Annotated in this window: 17 protein-coding genes; 4 read left to right on the top strand and 13 right to left on the bottom strand. The window is 68.2% G+C overall.

The features are described 5' to 3' along the window. Positions 1-84: 84 nt before the first annotated feature. From N7590_RS12545 to glnA, 4 genes are all read right to left on the bottom strand, one after another. Positions 85-1,809 carry a ShlB/FhaC/HecB family hemolysin secretion/activation protein gene (locus N7590_RS12545; RefSeq protein WP_164241555.1) on the bottom strand — a complete coding sequence of 575 codons (1,725 nt, stop codon included), beginning with the start codon at positions 1,807-1,809 and terminating at the stop codon, positions 85-87. Between the two features lie 286 nt (positions 1,810-2,095). Further along, positions 2,096-3,526 (bottom strand): ammonium transporter, encoded by a 1,431-nt coding sequence (gene amt, locus N7590_RS12540; protein WP_053508979.1) that lies wholly within the window; start codon positions 3,524-3,526, stop codon positions 2,096-2,098. A 22-nt stretch (positions 3,527-3,548) separates the two neighbouring features. Further along, the gene (locus tag N7590_RS12535; protein ID WP_004134334.1) at positions 3,549-3,887 is read right to left on the bottom strand and encodes a P-II family nitrogen regulator; all 339 of its coding nucleotides are present in this window, start codon (positions 3,885-3,887) and stop codon (positions 3,549-3,551) included. Between the two features lie 323 nt (positions 3,888-4,210). After that, positions 4,211-5,620 (bottom strand): type I glutamate--ammonia ligase, encoded by a 1,410-nt coding sequence (gene glnA / locus N7590_RS12530; RefSeq protein WP_004153533.1) that lies wholly within the window; start codon positions 5,618-5,620, stop codon positions 4,211-4,213. A 223-nt stretch (positions 5,621-5,843) separates the two neighbouring features. Here glnA and N7590_RS12525 point away from each other — a divergent pair, with 223 nt between their 5' ends. From N7590_RS12525 to N7590_RS12515, 3 genes are all read left to right on the top strand, one after another. Next, positions 5,844-6,638, top strand: coding sequence for an undecaprenyl-diphosphate phosphatase (locus N7590_RS12525; protein ID WP_053448447.1), 795 nt, complete (start codon positions 5,844-5,846; stop codon positions 6,636-6,638). Between the two features lie 73 nt (positions 6,639-6,711). Next, the gene (locus N7590_RS12520) at positions 6,712-7,536 is read left to right on the top strand and encodes an META and DUF4377 domain-containing protein (protein WP_164241556.1); all 825 of its coding nucleotides are present in this window, start codon (positions 6,712-6,714) and stop codon (positions 7,534-7,536) included. 165 nt (positions 7,537-7,701) lie between these two features. Beyond that, positions 7,702-8,163 (top strand): META domain-containing protein, encoded by a 462-nt coding sequence (locus N7590_RS12515; protein ID WP_053508996.1) that lies wholly within the window; start codon positions 7,702-7,704, stop codon positions 8,161-8,163. Between the two features lie 124 nt (positions 8,164-8,287). On the opposite strand, the gene N7590_RS12510 is transcribed toward N7590_RS12515, so the two are convergent. The 9 genes from N7590_RS12510 to N7590_RS12470 form a co-directional block, all read right to left on the bottom strand. Then, the gene (locus N7590_RS12510; protein WP_164086749.1) at positions 8,288-8,899 is read right to left on the bottom strand and encodes a YbhB/YbcL family Raf kinase inhibitor-like protein; all 612 of its coding nucleotides are present in this window, start codon (positions 8,897-8,899) and stop codon (positions 8,288-8,290) included. A 10-nt stretch (positions 8,900-8,909) separates the two neighbouring features. Continuing rightward, a complete protein-coding gene (locus tag N7590_RS12505) occupies positions 8,910-10,979 on the bottom strand; it encodes a tetratricopeptide repeat protein (RefSeq protein ID WP_164241557.1) in 2,070 nt (689 codons plus the stop codon). A gap of 56 nt (positions 10,980-11,035) precedes the next feature. Next, positions 11,036-12,070 (bottom strand): alpha/beta fold hydrolase, encoded by a 1,035-nt coding sequence (locus tag N7590_RS12500; RefSeq protein WP_080357202.1) that lies wholly within the window; start codon positions 12,068-12,070, stop codon positions 11,036-11,038. A gap of 7 nt (positions 12,071-12,077) precedes the next feature. Then, complete coding sequence (locus N7590_RS12495; RefSeq protein WP_053448442.1) at positions 12,078-12,869, bottom strand: lysophospholipid acyltransferase family protein; 792 nt, start codon at positions 12,867-12,869, stop codon at positions 12,078-12,080. Between the two features lie 120 nt (positions 12,870-12,989). Beyond that, a complete protein-coding gene (locus N7590_RS12490; protein WP_004153521.1) occupies positions 12,990-13,424 on the bottom strand; it encodes a hotdog fold thioesterase in 435 nt (144 codons plus the stop codon). A gap of 10 nt (positions 13,425-13,434) precedes the next feature. Next, positions 13,435-15,489, bottom strand: a complete 2,055-nt coding sequence (locus tag N7590_RS12485; protein ID WP_164241558.1) for a phospholipase D family protein — start codon at positions 15,487-15,489, stop codon at positions 13,435-13,437. Further along, entirely contained in the window at positions 15,486-16,103 is a 618-nt protein-coding gene (locus tag N7590_RS12480) for a YceI family protein (protein WP_008266732.1), read from the bottom strand. Before N7590_RS12480 ends, N7590_RS12485 begins: the two co-directional genes overlap by 4 nt. 4 nt (positions 16,104-16,107) lie before the next feature. Then, a complete protein-coding gene (locus N7590_RS12475) occupies positions 16,108-16,584 on the bottom strand; it encodes a histidine phosphatase family protein (protein ID WP_053508990.1) in 477 nt (158 codons plus the stop codon). A 49-nt stretch (positions 16,585-16,633) separates the two neighbouring features. After that, positions 16,634-17,263, bottom strand: a complete 630-nt coding sequence (locus N7590_RS12470) for a ParA family protein (protein WP_164241560.1) — start codon at positions 17,261-17,263, stop codon at positions 16,634-16,636. A 123-nt stretch (positions 17,264-17,386) separates the two neighbouring features. Here N7590_RS12470 and N7590_RS12465 point away from each other — a divergent pair, with 123 nt between their 5' ends. Then, a complete protein-coding gene (locus N7590_RS12465) occupies positions 17,387-18,871 on the top strand; it encodes an AAA family ATPase (RefSeq protein ID WP_164241561.1) in 1,485 nt (494 codons plus the stop codon). Positions 18,872-19,007 lie beyond the last annotated feature (136 nt).

Here is a 19,007-nt window from a genome sequence, read left to right as displayed (position 1 = left end):
GTTGGGTTGAGCGCGCAGCAGGCTGCGCGGTGCTGCATCGTGCCGATCGCGCTGGATGCAGCGCGTACCGGGGATGCGCAGGCGTCAGAACGAGACGCCCAGGTTCATTCCGAACGTGGTGTAGGCGGTCTGGAAACCGCGCGGCTTGGACAACGGGCTGCCGACAAAGGCATCCCAGTTGATGTGGCGGGTACCACCGCGAAGGCCGAGTGCGGTGCCGGTCAGCCGGTCACCCAGCAGGCGCGCGGTGGACGGACCGGCAACACGACCGTGATCGATGGCAACGTAGGCCTCCACGCCACCGCCCAGGGCGGCGCCCAGCTCATTGCGCAGCAACCAGCCACGCTCGCCGGTGAGCGACATTTCGCCGTCGAAGCCACGCACGGTGTAGCGGCCACCGATGGAGAAGCGGTCCTGCGGCACCAGCGGCGAGCGATTCCACTGCGCGCGCCAGCTGCCGGTGTAGCCCAGGCTCTGGCGGCCCCACTGCATCGGCACCACCAGCTGCGCATCGGCGGTGTAGATGCGGCCATGCGCCGTACCTTCGCCGAAGGCCTCTTCCGGCGCACGCAAAGCGTTGAAGGCGCCGGTACCCTTGCGGTACGCCAGGTTCACATCCAGTGTGGCCTTGCCGATGAAGTGGCGGTGGCCCAGGCCCAGCTCCCAGCCCGCCATGCGACGGCGCTGAACTTCGATCTCGGTATCGTTGATGAAGTTGTCCGATTCGCGGTACCAGCCGCGCGCGTACATGCTGGTCTTGGCATGCGCATTGCGGAACAGCATGCGGGCCAGGCGAAGCTCGGCGTTGCGGCTGGAGCCGCTGTAGACATAATTTTCGAACGCACCGGCAACGGTCTGCTCATAGTCGTAGCTGCTGGCGTTGGCACCCAGCAGCCACGCGCCCAGCGGCACGCTGTAGTGCGCCGACCAGCTGTCGGTGCTGCGCTCGCTGCCATTGAATGCCGACCGGCCCACGTTGACGTAGAACAGATCGCTCAGGCCGGCAGGGTTGTCCACCGATACGGTGGCGCCTGCCTGCATCTTGCCGGTGGACTGGCTGCCCGCGTCATCCAGGGTGAGGTTCACCCGCACCGGACGGACCTGCTTCCAGCTGATCAGCAGGTCGCTCTCGCCCGGTTTGGCAGCGGCGCCATCGGCCGGTGGTGCGATCTGTATGTCCACCGACGCGGTCGGCACCCGCTGCAGGTTTTCCAGCGCCTGCTCGATGTCACGCAGGTTCAGCACATCGCCGTGCGCCACCGGCACCGTGTTCCAGAGGGCGGGGGGGCGGCCTTCGCCAGCAGCAAAGCGGATGGCGTTGACCCGTCCAGGCACGACGGTCAGCGTCAGGACGCCTGTCTTCAGGTCCTGCGGTGCGGCAAGAATGCGGGTGGTGACGTAGCCGCGCTCGATGATCGCGTTCTGCACGCGTTTCATCACCATGTCCACGCCGGCGGTGCCCAGGCAGCGCCCCGTGGCGGGGTCGCTGCGCGGATCGGCGGCCGCCAGCGCCCAGCGGAAGCGGTCGGCAAGATCGCCCTGCAACGCGATGGTGTGGATGGTGAAGCACGGTGACTCATCAGCCGGCAGATGGCCAAGGTCTTCCGTGGAGGGCTGCAGCCGGACATCCGGTGTGGACTCCTGCTGCTCGCGCAACGCGCGCTCGCGCTCCTGCTGTCGGAGCAACTCCTGCTCCGGCGATACCGCCTGTGCCCAGGCCGGTGCCTGCACGCCGGCGATGGCCAGTGCCACGCCCACCGACAACCGCCACCGCAACGTGCGGCTGCGTACATAACGTCCCTGTTCCACGATGCTCTTTTCCCTGCAATTGGCTGCCAGACCGGCGAAGAACCGGTCGGAAGAGGCAGCACTTTAAGGGAATCGCGTTACAGGAAACAGAGCCGCCGGGCGGCGACCGCGAGGCGTTCAACGCAAAATTGTGAAGCCCGACGAAGGGCATTCTGCTGCCGGCCCGCGCGTGGACTCTGCCCCGAGTGGGCCGTTGCGTCAGCAGGTGCCCGCGATGCAAGGTGATGCCGACAATCCCCCCACTGCCACGGGCAGTGGGAGGACGCCGTTGAAACCGTGAAGCCGGTCAGGCCTCGTAGGCCGATTCACCATGCGATGTGACATCCAGGCCGGTGCGCTCTGCTTCCTCGGTGACACGCAGGCCGACCACGCTGCGCACCACCAGCAGGATCAGCGTGGTCACCACCGCCGACCACAGCACGGTGAGGCCGACGCTGACCACCTGCACCCACACCTGATGGGCGATATCCAGATCGGCCTTGGTGCCGCCCAGCGACTGTGCGCTGAATACACCGGTGAGGATGGCACCGACGATGCCGCCGACACCGTGCACGCCGAACACGTCGGCGGTGTCATCCACCTTCAGCAGGCGCTTGAGACCGGTCACGCCCCACACGCAGACCACGCCGGCGACGAAACCGATCACGATCGCGCCAAGCGGACCGACCGTACCGCAGGCCGGGGTGATGCCGACCAGGCCGGCCACCGCACCCGAGGCGGCACCCAGTGCCGACGGCTTGCCCTTGCCGATGGCTTCCACCAGCGTCCAGCCCAGCACGGCAGCGGCGGTGGCCAGCACGGTGTTGAGGAAGGCCAGCGAGGCCACGGTATCGGCCGCGGCAGCGGAGCCGGCATTGAAGCCGAACCAGCCCACCCACAGCAGCATCGCGCCGATATAGGTGAACGGCACGTTGTGCGGCTTCAACGCGGTCTGGCCGTAGCCCAGGCGCTTGCCAACGAACCATGCGGCGACCAGGCCGGCCACGCCCGCATTGATGTGGACCACGGTGCCGCCGGCGAAATCGATCGCACCCAGTTCACCCAGGTAGCCACCGCCCCAGACGATGTGCGCCATCGGGATGTAGCTGAGGGTGAACCACAGCGCCGAGAACAGCAGCACCGCGCGGAACTTGATCCGTTCGGCGAAGGCGCCGACGATCAGCGCGGTGGTGATGCCGGCGAAGGTCGACTGGAAGGCCACGAACAGGTAGTCCGGCAGGCCCTTGATCGGCGTGTTGCCGACCGAGTCGGGGGTGAAGCCCTTGAGGAAGGCGAATTCGGTGAACGAGCCAAAGAACGGATTGCCGGCACTGAACACCGCGCTGTAGCCATACGCCACCCACAGCAGCAGCACCAGCGAGAAAACCACCAGGATCTGGCTGAGCACCGACAGCACGTTCTTCGAACGCACCAGGCCGCCATAGAACAGCGCCAGCCCGGGCACCACCATCAACAGCACCAGCAGGGTGGAAGTGAGCATCCACGCGACGTCGCCGCGGTCATAGGCGGCAGCCGCTTCGGCCATCGCAGGTGCGGCGGCCGCCGCAGCCGGGTCCTGCAACGACTCAACCGCAACGGTTTCGCTGGGCAGCGGTGACACCTGGGCCTGGGCGTGGGCAGTGCCCGGCCACGCGCCGGCGGCCAACGCGCTGAGCAGCATCAGCAGGCACACGATATGGAACCGGGCTTGCCACCCGGTGAGAAGGCGCATCTTCATGGGGGAATCTCCGGAAGGGGGATTACAGCGCGTCGGCACCGATCTCGCCGGTGCGGATGCGGATGACCTGTTCGACGGCGGTGACGAAGATCTTGCCGTCACCGATCTTGCCGGTGCCGGCCGACGACTGGATCGCCTCGATCACCGCATCGGCACGCTCGTCGGTGACCACGGTTTCGATCTTGATCTTGGGCAGGAAGTCGACGACGTACTCGGCGCCGCGATACAGCTCGGTGTGGCCCTTCTGGCGGCCGAAGCCTTTCACTTCGGTCACGGTGATGCCCGACACGCCTGCGTCGGAGAGGGCCTCGCGGACCTCGTCGAGCTTGAACGGCCGGATGATGGCGGAGATCAGTTTCATGCGCATGTCCCGAGGGTGGATGGGGCCAGCGCGCCAGCGCGCGTTGGCATCAGGCAACCACCGGCCATCAGGATGATGGCCGTGGCTGTTGCACCGGACACGTACAGGGCCGGGGCGGCCGTGCCTCTCTCCTTGCACGACCGACGCGGGAGGGAGGGCGGCCCTGGTCGCGTATCCGGTCTCTCTCTTGCCCCTGGATCAGGGGTCAGAGCCCGTTCGTGAACGAAAGGGATCCGACCCCGATCTGACCGCGGCTCCCCAGCCGCGAAGTCGGAAGCGATGGCGGCGGGTGGGAGGGGGAAGCCCACCGCCATCGCCACCGGTCAGCTGGCGTAGTACAGCTGGTATTCCAGCGGGTGGGTGGCCGCGCGGAACTTGGTCACTTCCTGCATCTTCAGCGCGATGTAGCCGTCGATGAAGTCATCGCTCATCACGCCGCCGGCCTTCAGGAACTCACGGTCCTTGTCCAGCGCTTCCAGCGCCTGGTCCAGCGAGGAGCAGACCTGCGGGATCAGCTTCTCTTCTTCCGGCGGCAGGTCGTACAGGTCCTTGTCGCTCGGTGCGCCCGGGTCGATCTGGTTCTTGATGCCGTCCAGGCCGGCCATCATCAGCGCGGTGAAGGTGAGGTAGCCGGACTGGATCGGATCCGGGAAGCGCATTTCGATGCGGCGCGCCTTCGGGTTGGACACCCACGGAATGCGGCACGAGGCCGAACGGTTGCGCGCCGAGTAGGCAAGCATCACCGGGGCTTCGTAGCCCGGCACCAGGCGCTTGTAGCTGTTGGTGCCCGAGTTGGCGAAGGCATTGATGGCCTTGGCGTGCTTGAAGATGCCGCCGATGTACCACAGCGCCAGCTGGCTCAGGCCGCCGTAGCCGTCACCGGAGAACAGGTTGGTGCCGCCCTTGGACAGCGACTGGTGCACGTGCATGCCGCTGCCGTTGTCGCCGACGATCGGCTTGGGCATGAAGGTGACGGTCTTGCCGTTGCGGTGCGCGACGTTCTTGATCACGTACTTCATGCGCAGCAGTTCGTCGGCCTTCTGCACCAGGGTGCTGAACTTGGTGCCGATCTCGCACTGGCCGGCGGTGGCCACTTCGTGGTGCTGCACTTCCACTTCGATGCCGACCTGTTCCAGCGTCTTGCACATTTCGGCGCGCAGGTCGTGCAGGGTGTCGGTCGGCGGAACCGGGAAGTAACCGCCCTTCACGCCGGGACGGTAGCCGCTGTTGGCGCCGTCGTACTTGGCGCCGCTGTTCCACGCCGCTTCTTCCGAGTCGACCTGGAAGAAGGTGTGGCCCATTTCATTGGCGAAGCGGACCGAGTCGAAGATGAAGAATTCCGGTTCCGGGCCGAAGAACGCGGTTTCGGCGATGCCGGAGGACTTCAGGTAGGCCTCGGCGCGCTTGGCGATGCCGCGCGGGCAGCGGCCGTACGGCTGCATGGTGGCCGGGTCGAGGATGTCGCAGCTGATCACGATGGTCGGATCGGCGTAGAACGGGTCGACGTAGGCGCTGGCGGTATCCGGCAGCAGCACCATGTCCGATTCGGCGATGCCCTTCCAGCCGGCGATCGAGCTGCCATCGAACATCTTGCCTTCTTCGAACAGCGACGGCTCGACGATGCTGACCGGGAAGGTCACGTGCTGCTCGACACCACGCATGTCGACAAAGCGCAGGTCGACGAACTCGATCTGGTTGTCCTTGATCAGCTTTTCTACGTTTTCCACGGACATCGGTACGACCTCGGATGGGGATGAATGCCTGCTGAGGTAAAGCAACGACCGTGCCAACTTTTAAATAGCTGCAAGTCATTGATTTCAAAAAGGGCGCCCCGCCGCGGTGCAGAACGGTCCGCACCAAACGGGTGCGCCCGCCACCAGACGCACCCGTTTGGTGCAGCAGGGATCGTCTATCCTCTCGACCTTCTTCCTTCCGCCGCGCGTGCACGCACCGTCCATGTCCGACCTGCTCTCCGCCCTGCTGCTGGGCATCCTCGAAGGCCTCACCGAATTCCTGCCGATCTCCAGCACCGGCCATCTGCTCATCGCCCAGCACTGGCTGGGAGCCCGCTCGGACTTCTTCAACATCGTCATCCAGGCCGGCGCGATCGTGGCCGTGGTGCTGGTGTTCCGCCAGCGCCTGCTGCAGCTGGCCACCGGCTTCAACCAGCGCGAGAACCGCGACTATGTGTTCAAGCTGGGCGCCGCCTTCCTGGTCACCGCCGTGGTCGGGCTGGTGGTGCGCAAGGCCGGCTGGTCGCTGCCGGAAACGGTCAGCCCGGTGGCCTGGGCACTGATCATCGGTGGCGTCTGGATGCTGCTGGTGGAGGCCTACACCGCGCGCCTGCCCGACCGCGACCAGGTGACCTGGACGGTGGCGATCGGCGTGGGCCTGGCGCAGGTGGTGGCCGGCGTGTTCCCCGGCACTTCGCGCTCGGCCTCGGCGATCTTCCTGGCCATGCTGCTGGGCCTGAGCCGCCGTGCGGCCGCCGCCGAGTTCGTGTTCCTGGTCGGTATTCCCACCATGTTCGCCGCCAGCGCCTACACCTTCCTGGAAATGGCCAAGGACGGAAAGCTGGGCAGCGAGAACTGGACCGACGTGGGCGTGGCCTTCCTTGCCGCTGCCGTCACCGGCTTCGTCGTAGTGAAGTGGCTGATGGGCTACATCAAGTCGCACAGGTTCACCGCCTTCGCCATTTACCGCATCGCGCTGGGCGCGGCGCTGCTGCTGTGGTTGCCGTCCGGCAGCTGAACAGCGCCGGGGCCCGGCAACCCCGTTGCCGGCCCTACCCCGTTTCCCCCACGGTTCCCCAAGGAGAATCACCATGAACCGCAAGCTCACCCTGCTCCTCCCGCTGGCCCTGATGGCCGCCTGCAGCCAGACCCCGGCCCCGGCCGGCACTGGCGGCGACGACGTGGCCCCGGCCGCGGCCAAGGCAGCAGACCAGCAGACGCTGGCGCACCTGGATGCGCAGCGCCTGCAGAGCCAGCACTGGCTGCTGCAGCAGGCCACCGGCGCCGACGGCAAGCGCATCGATGCGCTGTTCGCCCGCGAAGACAAGCCGGTCACCCTGGACTTCGCTGATGGCCGCCTGTCGGTAAGCAACACCTGCAACCACATGGGCGGCAGCTACCGCCTGGCCGACGGCAAGCTGACCGTGGGCGCGATGGCGTCGACGATGATGGCCTGCACCGACAAGGCGCTGATGGCGCTGGACGAGGCCGTGTCGAGCCGCCTGCAGGGCGAGCTGAAGGCCGAGCAGGATGCCGACGGCACGCTGACCCTGACCACCGCCAAGGGCGACGTATTGGTGTTCAACCCGGAACCGACCGCTGAAACCCGCTACGGCGGCGCCGGCGAAACCGTGTTCCTGGAAGTGGCGGCCAAGACCGAGAAGTGCTCGCACCCGCTGATTCCGGATTACCAGTGCCTGCAGGTGCGCGAGGTGAAGTTCGACGACAAGGGCCTGAAGCAGGGCGAGCCGGGCAAGTTCGAGAACTTCTACGGCAACATCGAGGGCTACACCCACGAAGACGGCGTGCGCAACGTGGTGCGCGTGAAGCGCTACGAGGTGAAGAACCCGCCGGCCGATGCCCCGTCGCAGGCGTACGTGCTGGACATGGTGGTCGAGTCGGCCATCGAGAAGTGATGTAGAGCCGACTGTTAGTCGGCTGGCTCTTGAAGGGCGGCCGCGAAGCCGCCCTTCTTCATGGCGGGTAGAGCCGGCCGCTGGCCGGCTGCCCAGCGGGCGCCGCCAACACACGGATGTTGCCGGCCAGCGGCCGGCACTATCCACATGCATCGGGAGATCGGCATGAAGCACGTCCCCGTCCTCATCATTGCGGCACTGCTGGCCATGTCTGCGGATGTGGCCGCTGCCAGTACGCCCGGCATCGATCGGCTTGAAGCACACCTGTGGCAACTGGCGCGCGCCACCGACGCGCAGGGCCGGCGCATTGACGCGTTGTTCGTTCCGGGCCACGCGCCCTACTCGCTACGCTTCCGGTCCGGTTTCATGAGCGAGTTGAACCTGTGCAACCACGCCAGCAGCCAGTACCAGCTGCAGGGCAATCACTTGTTCCTGCGCAACGGCGTGCAGACCACGGCCGAGTGCATCGACCCGAAAATGACCACGCAGCAGAAGCGCGCGCGAATGCTGATGCACGGCGGAGGGGCGGCACCGATGCTCGAGCTGGGCGAGCGCGGCACGCTGACGGTGCGCAACGCGCAGGGCGATACCGCGGTGTTCGAACCGGCATCGCTGCCGGAGGAATGAAAAGGGCGGCCGGGTGGCCGCCCTTCCCGTCGGGGGTAGAGCCGGCCGCTGGCCGGCTGCCATGGGCGACTGCGGCAACACACGGACATTGCCGGCCAGCGGCCGGCACTACCCGACAACAGCCTCAGCCCAGCGCCGGGTTCAGCGTGTAGGTTCCGTGCAGTGCCGCTTCGGCCAGCACGTGGCCGTGCATGGCCCGATACGCGTCGGCGGCGGTGAAGCGTGCCGGCAGCTCCAGCGAGGCCACGTCCAGCGCGAACACACGGAAGAAGTAGCGGTGCACGCGCTCGTCGTTGAAGGGCGGATAGGGACCGTCGTAGCCCAGGTAGTCACCGGCCATGTCCGGATTGCCGGCAAACCAGCCGGTGAAGTCATTCAGGCCCTGGCGGCTGCCGTCCGGGCCGGCCGGCGCGGGCTTGCCCTTCACCACGAAGCCATCGCTGCAGCTGCCGGCGGCAATCTCCTGCACCGTGGCCGGGATATCGGCCATCACCCAGTGCACGAAATCACAGCGCGGCTGGTCACGCGGCACGCTCATGTCGCTGCGGCCGACCGTCTCCGGCACGGTCGGCACGTCCGGGTCGACGCACACCAGCAGGAACGAACGGGTGCCGGCTGGCGCCCCGCTCCAGGCCAGGTGCGGGTTGCGGTCCGGGGCGAAGCCGTTGGCGTCGCCGGCGGCGAACGCGCGGTCGATCGGCGCGCCGTGGGTCAGGCTGTTGCTGCTCAGCTGCATGGGACTCTCCTCACTCTTCCGGGTAACCCAGGCGCACCGCAACCGGGGTGAGCTGGGCGAAGGCGGCGCTCATCACGTCGCGGTAGTTGCGCCAGTGGCCCGGCGGCAAGCGCGGAGCACCCAGCTGCGCAGCCGGCGGCATCGGCCGCTCGAACAGGCGGCCCAGCAGTTCGGCCATCGCATGCGGATCATTGCCGATCTGGTCGATGCGCAGCAGCACGTGCGGATACAGGTCTTCCTCGTGCAGCGTGGCGACCTGGGTCAGCGCGCGCGTCAGCCATTCGCTGGCTTCGGCCAGCGAGGTCATCGCCAGCGGTGCAGCGGCACCGTAGGCCACCCAGTCCAGCAGCATGTCGCGCGGATCACGCAGCACCAGCAGCAGGCGACCCTGCGGCAACTGCGGGCGCAGCGCCCACAGCAGGGCGTTGTCCCACCACAGCAGCCAGTCGATCACGGTGTCGCTCTGCAGGCCACGCGCCGGCAGCTGTTCGCGCCAGCGCTGCACCAGCCGTTCCGGCGTCAGCACACCCGACGCCAGGTCCTGCAGCGTGTTGAAGTTCTGGAAGGCGTCATCAGGTGGCGTGTTGGTGTAACGGTCGCTGCGCAGCACCGGGCTGGCGGCGGCCAGGCCGGTCGCCACGCGCTCCACGCCCGAGCCGGGCGCGCCCCACAGGAAGATCGGTGCGGAACTGGCATCGCCATCGATGCTGCCCTTGTCCGGCCAGCTCGGCGGTGCCTTGGCCTGCGGCGGCAGCGGCAAGCGCTGCGGCGCCTGCTCGGCCTGCAGCGACATCCAGGTGCGCAGCGCTTCCTGCGGCTGCCCGGCGCGATCCTGGATCTCGCCCAGCCAGGTTCGCAGGTCGGCGCGGTGGGCCTCCGGTGCCTGCTCGATCAGCGCCTGTACGCGCGCGACCGCGGCGGCCGGGTCGCGCTGCAGCAGCCCTTCGACCAACCGGGTTTCGCCGCTGACGCGGCCCGGTTCCAGGCTGACGATGCGCTCGGCGATCGCCTCGGCCTGCGCGCGCTCGCCCACCATGTCGTGCAGGCGCAGGCGCGCTTCCAGCGCCGGCAGATGCGCCGGCATCGCCGCCATCCAGCGCTCGACGGCGGCCACTGCGCCTGCGCTGCCCACCTGCTCGATGGCCAGCCGCGCCAGCCACACGTCGTGCAGCTGGTCATGGGCTTCCAGCACTGCATCCAGGCGTGCGCGCGCTTCATCCTCGCGGCCCAGGCGCTGCCACGACATCAGCAGCAGCTGCAGCACCTGGCGGTCTTCCGGCTGGGTGTCCAGCAACGGCAGCAGATGGTCCAGCGCCTGCAGCGGCTGGCTGTTGCGCAGCGCCAGCTCACCGGCCAGGCGACGCATCGCCGGCACGTCCAGCTCCGGCTGCTGCAGGGCGACCTGCACGGCTTCGGCCGCAGCCGGCACGTTGCCCTGGCGCAGCGCCAGCTGCACCACCAGGCCGTGCAACGAGGACAGTGACGGGTTCAGTTCCAGCACGCGGCGGAACGACTGCTCGGCGAATGCCAGCATGTCCTTGCCCAGATAGGCGAAGCCCAGTGCGTACAGCACGCGGGTATCGTCCGGCAGCGCCTTGCTGGCGGCCGACAGCAGTGCCAGCGCACGGTCGGCATCGCCACGGCGCAGCGCGACCATGCCGTCGATGGTCAGCAGTTCCGGATGCTCCGGTTCCACGCGCCCGGCCAGGGTCGAGAGGCGCTGGGCTTCGTCGAAGTCGTTGCGGCCGATCGCCAGGTGCGCCTGCATCAGGTAGGCGGAGAAAGCGTTCGGATCGAGGCCGGTGGTACGCAGCAGCGCCTCGTCGGCGCCTTCGAACTGGCGCAGTGCCAGCAGCAGGCCGGCGTGCTGCAGGTGCAGCTGGGCGTCGTCCGGGGCCAGCCGCAGCGCCTGCTGCAATGCCTCCATCGCGGCTTCGGCGTTGCCCTGCTGCTGCAGCGCAAGCGCCAGCCAGCGGTGGGCATCGGCCAGGCCGGGTTCGTCACGGGTCCACGCCTGGGCCAGCTGCACGGCCTGGTCGGCCTGGTTCTGGCGCAACGCTTGGATGATCTGGTCTTGCATGGCAGTCCGCTTCAAGTGCAAACCGGCATTGTAGCGGGCTGCGTGCCGCTGCCGGTTCAGGCCTGCAGGACCCGCTGCAGGCGTTGCGCAACCCAGCGCTCGGAGAAGCCATCGCCCCGCCAGTTCTCGATGAAGCCGCAGTGGCCGCCCCAGCAGGCGGTTTCCAGGTGCGCCTGGCGCGGCAGCTGCCAGTCATTGAAGGTCGTATACGGAATGACCGGATCATCCTGCGCCATCAGGATGTCGGCCGGCACCTGCAGCGTGGACAGGCGGTCGCCCGCAATCGAATAGCCGTCGAAGTACGCCTGCAGCGAGCCGAAGCTGGTGTGGCGCTCGACCAGCCAGGCAGTCAGTGCGCGGATGTCCAGCTTCAGCACGCGGTCGTCGCAGTCGCTCAGCTCGGGGAACAGGTCGCGCTTGCGGCGCAGCGAACCGGCCCACTTGCGGCGGAAGTACCAGTCGTACATCGCCGGGCCGTTCTCGATGCTTTCCATGGTCAGTGCCGGGTCCAGCACCGGGCAGACCGAGGCCACGCGCTGCAGCGGCACGCCGGCGGCCGGCGCGCGCAGGGCCAGGCGCAGCACGAAGTTGCCACCCAGCGAGTAGCCGGCGGCCACCAGCGGCAGCTGCGGCCAGCGCTGGGCGATATCGCCCGCAGCATGCACCACTTCATCGATCAGGTTGGAGTGGAAGATGCCGCGGTTGAGATGATGGGTGTTGCCGTGGTCGCGGAAGTTCAGCCGTACCACGTCGAAGCCCTGTTCCAGCATGCGCGCGGCGGCCATGCGCATGTAGCTGGATTCGGCACTGCCTTCCCAGCCGTGCAGCAGCAACGCCATGCCTTTGGGTTCGCGGCCTTCGACATGGCTGTGCCAGCCCTGCAGGCGCACGCCATCGCCACCGTCGAGAATCAGTTCCTCGCTGACCGCGCCCGTGGCCGCCAGCAACAGCAGGCCGCGCTGCAGGCGCATGCGGCTGGAGCTGAGCATCGACTGCAGGTGCGGATTGCGCAGCCAGCGCGGCGGCTGGTAGTCAGCCGCGTGCAGCGTCGGCGTGCCGGCGTCCAGTACAGGTGGCGGGATCAGGGCCACCGTGCGCTCACCCGGTGCTCATGGCCGCCACGATGCGCGCGCGCGAAGTCTCCGCGATGCGCCGACGGCCTTCCAGGTCCTGCGCACCGATCGGTGCCAGGAAGTGCACTTCCGCACGTCGCGCCGGCTCACCGAGCAGGCGCAGGAAATTGGCGAAGAAGCTCTCGCCGGGGCCGAACGCGACGATGGTCTGTGCGTCGCCCTTCACTCCGTAGACCAGTGCCACCGGCTGCACCGGCACGCCGGTCTCGACCGCGGCCTGGAAGATGCGGGCATGGAACGGCCCCACTTCGTGGCCGCCGCGGGTGCGTCCTTCCGGGAACACGCCCACCGCCTTGCCTTCGCGCAGGCGGTCGGCCATCACCTGCATCACCCCACCGAGCGATTCGGTGTTGCCGCGCTGGTGGAAGATGGTCTGGCCACGCGCGGCCAGCCAACCGACCAGCGGCCAGCTGGCGATCTCGCGCTTGGCGACGAAGCCCATCATGCGCTGGCTGTGAAGGATGCAGATGTCGACCCAGCTGACGTGGTTGGCGACGAACAGCACCGCGCCGGGCAGCGGCTGGCCGATCTGCGCCAGGCGGAAGCCGAAGATCCACATCAGCCCGCCCTGCCACCAGTTGACCACCTTGGCGCCGAAGGTGGCGTCGCCCACGCGCAGTTCGCCCCACGGCGGCAGCATGCCGATCAGGATGAGCGGCAGGAACACGATGATGTGGACCAACAGCAGCGGTACGCGGTACAGGTAACGGCACACACGCGCCACGCCGCCACGGGGGGCCGGAGTGGGGGAAGTCATCCGCGCACGATACCGGAGGGCCGTCATCGCTGCCAGCCGATTTAGGCCATAACACCGATCGACCGGGGCAATCGGCGGGGAACGCTGGGTTCCGCCGCCGTCAACGCGCCCGCCAGGGGCTCAGCCGTGGCCGGCGGCCACCACCGCCAGGGTCAGCCGCGAGATGCATACCAGGCGGCCCTGCTCGTCCTCGATGCGGATCTCCCACAGCTGGGTGCTGCGGCCCACGTGCAGCGCGCGGGCGGTGCCGGTGACCGTGCCCGAGCGCACCGCACGCACGTGGTTGGCGTTGATCTCCAGGCCCACGCAGATCTGCTTGCCGGTCTCCACGCACAGGTTGCCGGCGCTGCTGCCCAGGGTCTCGGCCAGCACCACCGAGGCGCCGCCGTGCAGGATGCCGTAGGGCTGGCGGGTGCGTTCGTCCACCGGCATGGTCGCCTGCAGCCAGTCCTCGCCGGCCGCGCTGAAGACGATGCCCAGGGATTCAATCGCCGTGCTGCGGCTGAGCGCGTTGAGCTGCTCGATGGAAACGGCTTCGCGGAATACCTGGGCCATGCGGGTACCTTCAGAGGATGGGAACGAGGCCGGCGCCGAATGCGGTCAGCATGCGCACCAGCAGCCACTTGGGGCCGACGTTGACTTCGGGGAAGTCGCCGACGGCGACGTAGCAGGTGTGGAAGGCCGGGTCCTGCCGCGGCAGCGGCTGCGGGCACTCCGGGCCGGGCTTGAATTCGTAGTCGGTGGCATAGCGCCAGGGCCAGAAATCGAGGATCGGCAGCGCTTCGGACGCCTTGCCGACGCTGTAGTTCAGGCCCGACAGCACCGGCGGCTTGGCCCGTGGCGCCACCGTCCAGGAGTTCTGCGGATGGGTATCGCGCAGGATGCTCTGGGCCAGCTGCTCGGCAAACACCGGGTCATCGATGATCACCGCGCCTTCGGTGTTGTAGTTCTCGCTGCGTGGATCGAAGTTGTGGGTGCCGACCACCCCGATGCGGCGGTCGACCACCAGCGACTTCGCATGCAGGCCCATGCGCGCGCCCTTGCGGGTGACCGGCAGCGGCTTGTTGACCGCCTTGCTGCCGAGGAACGACGGCCGCGTCTCGGTACGCAGCAGCCGCGTCTCCACTTCGCTGCCGGCGGCGCGGCGGCGTTCCCGCGCATTCTGGTAGGCGCTGCCGGTGCGCGGGTGGTTCACCACGGCCTGTTGCTTGCTGGCCGGTAGCGTGCGCCCGGTGCTGCCCCCTCCGGCGTTGCTGCCGGCGGCACTGCCGCCGAGCAACGGATTGCGCCCGCCATCGTCCTCGCCGTCGGGTGCGGTGATCGGGTCGGGCAGCAGGTTGCGGTAGTCGACCGGCGCATCCAGCGGGAACGGCTTGTATTCGAAGATGTTGAAGCCCAGTTCGCGCATGTTGCGCCGCTTGTACTTGTACGACAGCGCATACACGATCGGGTTGTCGGTGGCGGCCAGGCTGTTGCTGGACACCACCACGCGCGGGGGCTGCGGGCGCTTGCGCAGCTCGCGGAACAGTTTCTGCGCCGGCTTGGACAGCACCAGGTAGGGCGTCTGCAGGATCACTTCCTTCTGCGCGCTGGCAATCAGTGCATCCAGCTGCGGTTCGGTCACGTGCTGGCCGGCCAGCGGCGCGTCGGGCTGCTCGCGGCGGTGCTTGCGCGGCAGGTCGGCCACGTAGCGCACCGAGGCCACCGGCAGCGCGGTATCGACGAAGGAACGGGTGACGAACTCGTTGTCGTTGGCCTCGGCGCTGACCCGCTGCACCCGTTCCGGGCGGCGGAAAGTGGCCGGCGGCAGGATCGGCACGCCCTCGCGCAGCAGGGTGCGGCCGACGTCGTTCAGGCGTTCGGCCGGCACACTGCGGTGGGCGCGCCAGAACGCATCGAAGTTGGCCGCCATCGCACGTGCTTCCGGGCCGGCGATCAGCACGTCGCGGTCGCGGAAGTTGTACTCGCGGTCCCAGTCGTAATAGTCGTCCTGGTAGTTGCGGCCGCCGACCACGCCGATCGCATCGTCGATCACCAGCAGCTTGTTGTGCATGCGCTGGTTGAAACGGCGGAAGCAGCACAGCACGCTGCCGGCGTAGTCGAAGTAGTTCAGCCTGGCTTTGCCGAAGGTCGGGTTGTAGACCCGCAGCTGGAAGTTCTGGTGCGCACCGGACAACGCACCGAGGATCTGCAGGTCGGAGATCGCCGAGAGCTGGTCGATCAGCACCCGCACCTTCACCCCGCGGCGCGATGCGGCCAGCAGCTCGTCGATGACCAGCCGGGCGCTGTCGTCCTTGTCGAAGATGTAGGTCTGAAGGTCGATGCTGCGGGTGGCGCTGCGCAGCAGGTTCAGGCGCGCCACCAGAGCACCTTCGCCTTCATCCAGCAGAGTCGCGTAGTGGCGCGGCCGCTCCGGGGTGGATTCGGTGAACGCGCGGCCGGCCAGTGCCCGCAGCGGCGAGTCCTGAGCGCAGCGGTCGGCACGCTGGCAATCGACCACGGCCGAGCGCGCCTGCACGGCGATCGCTTCGGCACGGTCGCGCTCGGCATGCGAGAGCGATGCACAACCGCTGCCCAGCAACACGGTTGCCAGCGCCAGTACACGCAGCAGGAGGTTCACGGTTTCGGCGCCTCGCTCAGGCGCGCACGCAATACGAAGGTCACTCGGTCACTCAAGGCAAGCTGCCAGCTGTCCATGCCATACCGGCCTCGCTGCACGGTACCGCGGCTGACGACGTCGCAATCATAGCCGGGTCGGGCGCACTCCGCCTTCTCGACCTTCAGTTTCTCCGGGTGGCTGATCCCGCGCAGGGTCAGGCGGCCATCAATGTCGCCCCCGTTTTCCACGGTCTCCGGCCAGTACGGCAGCGAGTCGAACTCGACCACCGGATGACGGCCTGCATCGAAGAATTCCTCGCCCCGCATCCAGCCGGTATAGCGCGCCTTGCCCGGGATCTCGACCGAGCGCGTGAACATCTTCAGGTGCACCTGGTGCCGGCCATCGGAAAGGATCTCGATGCGGCCCTCGAAGTGCGGGAACACGCCTTCGATGCGTTGCCCGAACCGGGTGCGCACCTCGAAGCCGATCTGCGAACGCACGGTATCCAGGCGCAGCATGCGCGGGGCTTCGGCCGCCACCGGCGGCAACGGGGTCGGCGGCGGCACCACGGCCCAGGCCGGGCCCAGTGCCAGCAGCGCGGGCAGCAGCAAGCGGCCGCGCCGCGCCAGGCTCATCGGATCACGGCCACCAGAACGCGTTCAGGCTGGCCACGCCCGGTTCGATCGCGGCCTCACGCGGGAAGCCGAGCACGGCGATGCCGGCCGGCGGCATGCCGCGGTAGTCGCTGCTGCTGCCCTCGGTCATCAACGCCACCAGGCGTTCCAGGCCCGGGTTGTGGCCGACGATCAGCACCCGGTCGAGGTCACGGCGATCATCCACCAGTGCCGCCAGGGTGCCGGGGGTCGCTTCGTAGATGCGGTCTTCCAGGCGCTTCTCGACGTAGCCGATGGTGCCAAGCACGGCTTCCAGGGTCTCGCGGGTACGCCGCGCCGGCGAGCACAGCACGCAGTCCGGCAGCAGATTGTTTTCCTTCAGCCACTTGCCGGCGGCTTCGGCTTCGGCCAGCCCCACCGGCGACAGCGGCCGGTCGAGGTCGGCCTGGCCGGGGGTGGCCGGTTCGGCATGGGCATGGCGCAGCAGGATCAGTTCACGCATCGCGGGTTTCCATGAAGAAGAGGATGCAGCAGGAAAAGTGACGCCGATATCAAAGTTTCAGCCACGACAGCAGGGGCTCCCAATCGGCCTGGTGCTCGCGCACCTGGGCCGACCGGTAGTCGAACAGGCTGCGGCCGAGGCCGGTCATGACCACGTAGCTCTGGCTGTCACGCAGCTGCGCGACCACCGGGTAGGGCCATTCGGCCAGCATCTGCAGGGCCTGCTGCGAAGTCTGGGTCCAGGGCTTGGTACGGTTCACGACCAGCCCGACCGGCAGCTTGCGGCTGTGCACCCGCGGGTTCTGGGCCAGGCTGTTGAGGAAACCGACGATGGCTTCGATATCCAGCGCCGAAGGCAGCACCGGCACCACCACCGCGTCGGCAGCGTCAAGGAAATGGGGGATATCGTCGGCCAATGCACCCGCCGGCGCATCGATGATGACGGTTTCGGCGCCGTCGGGCAGCTTCTGCGCCCAGTGCTTCTTGCGATGCACGTCGATGGGAAGCACCGCGCTTTCCAGCCCGGCACGCCGTTGCGCCCAGCGGGTGCTGGAGCCCTGCGGGTCGGCATCGGCGATCACCGTGGCCTTGCCCTGCAATGCCGCGTACGCGGCCAGGTGGGTGGCGACGGTGGTCTTGCCCACCCCGCCCTTGGAACCGGCCACCAGGATCGTCTTCATGCCAGCCTCGCTTCCGGGTACGTGCCCCGAGCGTACACCGGCGGTGGTGACGGGAGGTAGCGCCGCGCTGAACCTGCGCCGCTTGCCTTTGCTATCGTGGCGCCCCCGAAGGATCGAACCGGCATGAGCGAGCTGCAGGACCTGAGCGCACTGATCCGCGCCAATACCCCCCTGATCGTGATCGAAACCCAGGACGAGGGCCGCATCGTCGAGCTGTTCCGGCAGACGCTGATGCACGTGTGGCGGGCGCTGCACCGCTGGTCGATCACCGAGGGCCTGCGCCGCATCGACCTGGACAGCGAAGACCCGCCGGTCGGTCCCCCCGATGCCAGCGCAGCGCTGCAGATGATCCGCCAGGCGGACCAGCGCGGGGTCTACCTGCTGCTCGATTTCCACCCCTACCTGGGCTATGCCAGCCACCAGCGCGCGCTGCGCGACCTGATCCAGCGCCGCCACAGCGAGCCGCACGTCCTGGTGCTGATCGGTGCCAAGGTGGAACTGCCGGCCGAGCTGGAAGCGCTGGCGGTGCGCTTCAACCCGCGCCTGCCCGATGCCAACGCGCTGTTGAAGATGCTGCGCGAGGAGGCCGACGCCTACGCGCGCGAGCACGGCGGCCGCCGCGTGGAAGTCGACAGCGAAGCGGTGAAGAAGATCCTGAAGAACCTGCAGGGCCTGAGCCTGGTGGATGCCCGGCGCATCGCGCGCCAGCTGATCTACGCCGACGGCGCGCTGCGCGACGACGACCTGCCGCAGCTGGCACGGCTGAAGTTCGAGCTGCTCAACCGCAGCGGGCACCTGTTCTTCGAGCATGACAGCGCGCGCTTCGGCGACGTGGCCGGGGCCAACCGGCTCAAGCGCTGGATCAACCAGCGCCGGGTGGCCTTCATCGCCGGCTCGGCCCCGGCCGGGCTGGACCCGCCGCGCGGCATGCTGCTGCTGGGCGTGCAGGGCTGCGGCAAGTCGATGCTGGCCAAGGCCACCGCCGCCGGTTTCGGCGTGCCGCTGCTGCGCCTGGACGTGGGCGCGCTGTACAACAAGTACCACGGCGAGACCGAGGCCAACCTGCGCCAGGCGCTGGCCTCGGCCGAGCAGCTGGCACCGTGCGTGCTGTGGATGGACGAGATCGAGAAGGGGCTGGCAACCGGTGGCGAGGACGGCGGCGTGTCGCGCCGCGTGCTCGGTTACCTGCTGACCTGGATGGCTGAGCGCAAGGCGCCGGTGTTCATCGTCGCCACCGCCAACCAGGTGCACGAGCTGCCGGCCGAACTGCTGCGCAAGGGCCGTTTCGACGAAATTTTCTTCGTCGACCTGCCCGCCCCGGACGTCCGCGTGGAACTGCTGCGGCTGCACCTGTGCCGGCGCCAGCTCAACGCCGATGACTTCGCACTGCCGGCGCTGGCCGCGGCGGCGAACGGTTTTTCCGGTGCCGAGATCGAACAGGCGATCGTGGCCGGCCTGTATGCAGCGCATGCGGAAAGCCGGCCGCTCGACACCGAGCTGCTGATGACCGAGATCCGTGCCACGCGGCCGCTGTCGGTGCTGATGGCCGAACAGGTGGAGGCACTGCGGGCGTGGGCGTCGGGGCGGACGGTGTCCGCGGACGACTGAGGGGTTTCCCGCGAACGGCGCAGCCCCTCGTGGCGGGTTGGCCGTGAACATCAAAAGCCGCGCCTGGCCGGCCGGGGTGGGTTCGCGGGGGACGCCGTGAACCCCCTCCGGGGCCCGGCCCAGCCGCTGGCGGCTG

Source organism: Stenotrophomonas sp. GD04024 (genome assembly GCF_029837545.1).
Classification (GTDB): domain Bacteria; phylum Pseudomonadota; class Gammaproteobacteria; order Xanthomonadales; family Xanthomonadaceae; genus Stenotrophomonas; species Stenotrophomonas forensis.
Note: the sequence above shows the minus strand (reverse complement) of the source record. Positions and strands in the feature narration are given on the sequence as shown.

Coding starts and splice junctions, on each gene's coding strand:
- N7590_RS12510 (WP_164086749.1), bottom strand. CDS start 8,899: ATGCAGCTGAGCAGCAACAGCCTGACCCACGGCGCGCCGATCGACCGC.
- N7590_RS12490 (WP_004153521.1), bottom strand. CDS start 13,424: ATGGCCCAGGTATTCCGCGAAGCCGTTTCCATCGAGCAGCTCAACGCG.
- N7590_RS12505 (WP_164241557.1), bottom strand. CDS start 10,979: ATGCAAGACCAGATCATCCAAGCGTTGCGCCAGAACCAGGCCGACCAG.
- N7590_RS12525 (WP_053448447.1), top strand. CDS start 5,844: ATGTCCGACCTGCTCTCCGCCCTGCTGCTGGGCATCCTCGAAGGCCTC.
- N7590_RS12470 (WP_164241560.1), bottom strand. CDS start 17,263: ATGAAGACGATCCTGGTGGCCGGTTCCAAGGGCGGGGTGGGCAAGACC.
- N7590_RS12495 (WP_053448442.1), bottom strand. CDS start 12,869: ATGACTTCCCCCACTCCGGCCCCCCGTGGCGGCGTGGCGCGTGTGTGC.
- N7590_RS12475 (WP_053508990.1), bottom strand. CDS start 16,584: ATGCGTGAACTGATCCTGCTGCGCCATGCCCATGCCGAACCGGCCACC.
- N7590_RS12520 (WP_164241556.1), top strand. CDS start 6,712: ATGAACCGCAAGCTCACCCTGCTCCTCCCGCTGGCCCTGATGGCCGCC.
- N7590_RS12465 (WP_164241561.1), top strand. CDS start 17,387: ATGAGCGAGCTGCAGGACCTGAGCGCACTGATCCGCGCCAATACCCCC.
- amt (WP_053508979.1), bottom strand. CDS start 3,526: ATGAAGATGCGCCTTCTCACCGGGTGGCAAGCCCGGTTCCATATCGTG.
- glnA (WP_004153533.1), bottom strand. CDS start 5,620: ATGTCCGTGGAAAACGTAGAAAAGCTGATCAAGGACAACCAGATCGAG.
- N7590_RS12535 (WP_004134334.1), bottom strand. CDS start 3,887: ATGAAACTGATCTCCGCCATCATCCGGCCGTTCAAGCTCGACGAGGTC.
- N7590_RS12515 (WP_053508996.1), top strand. CDS start 7,702: ATGAAGCACGTCCCCGTCCTCATCATTGCGGCACTGCTGGCCATGTCT.
- N7590_RS12480 (WP_008266732.1), bottom strand. CDS start 16,103: ATGAGCCTGGCGCGGCGCGGCCGCTTGCTGCTGCCCGCGCTGCTGGCA.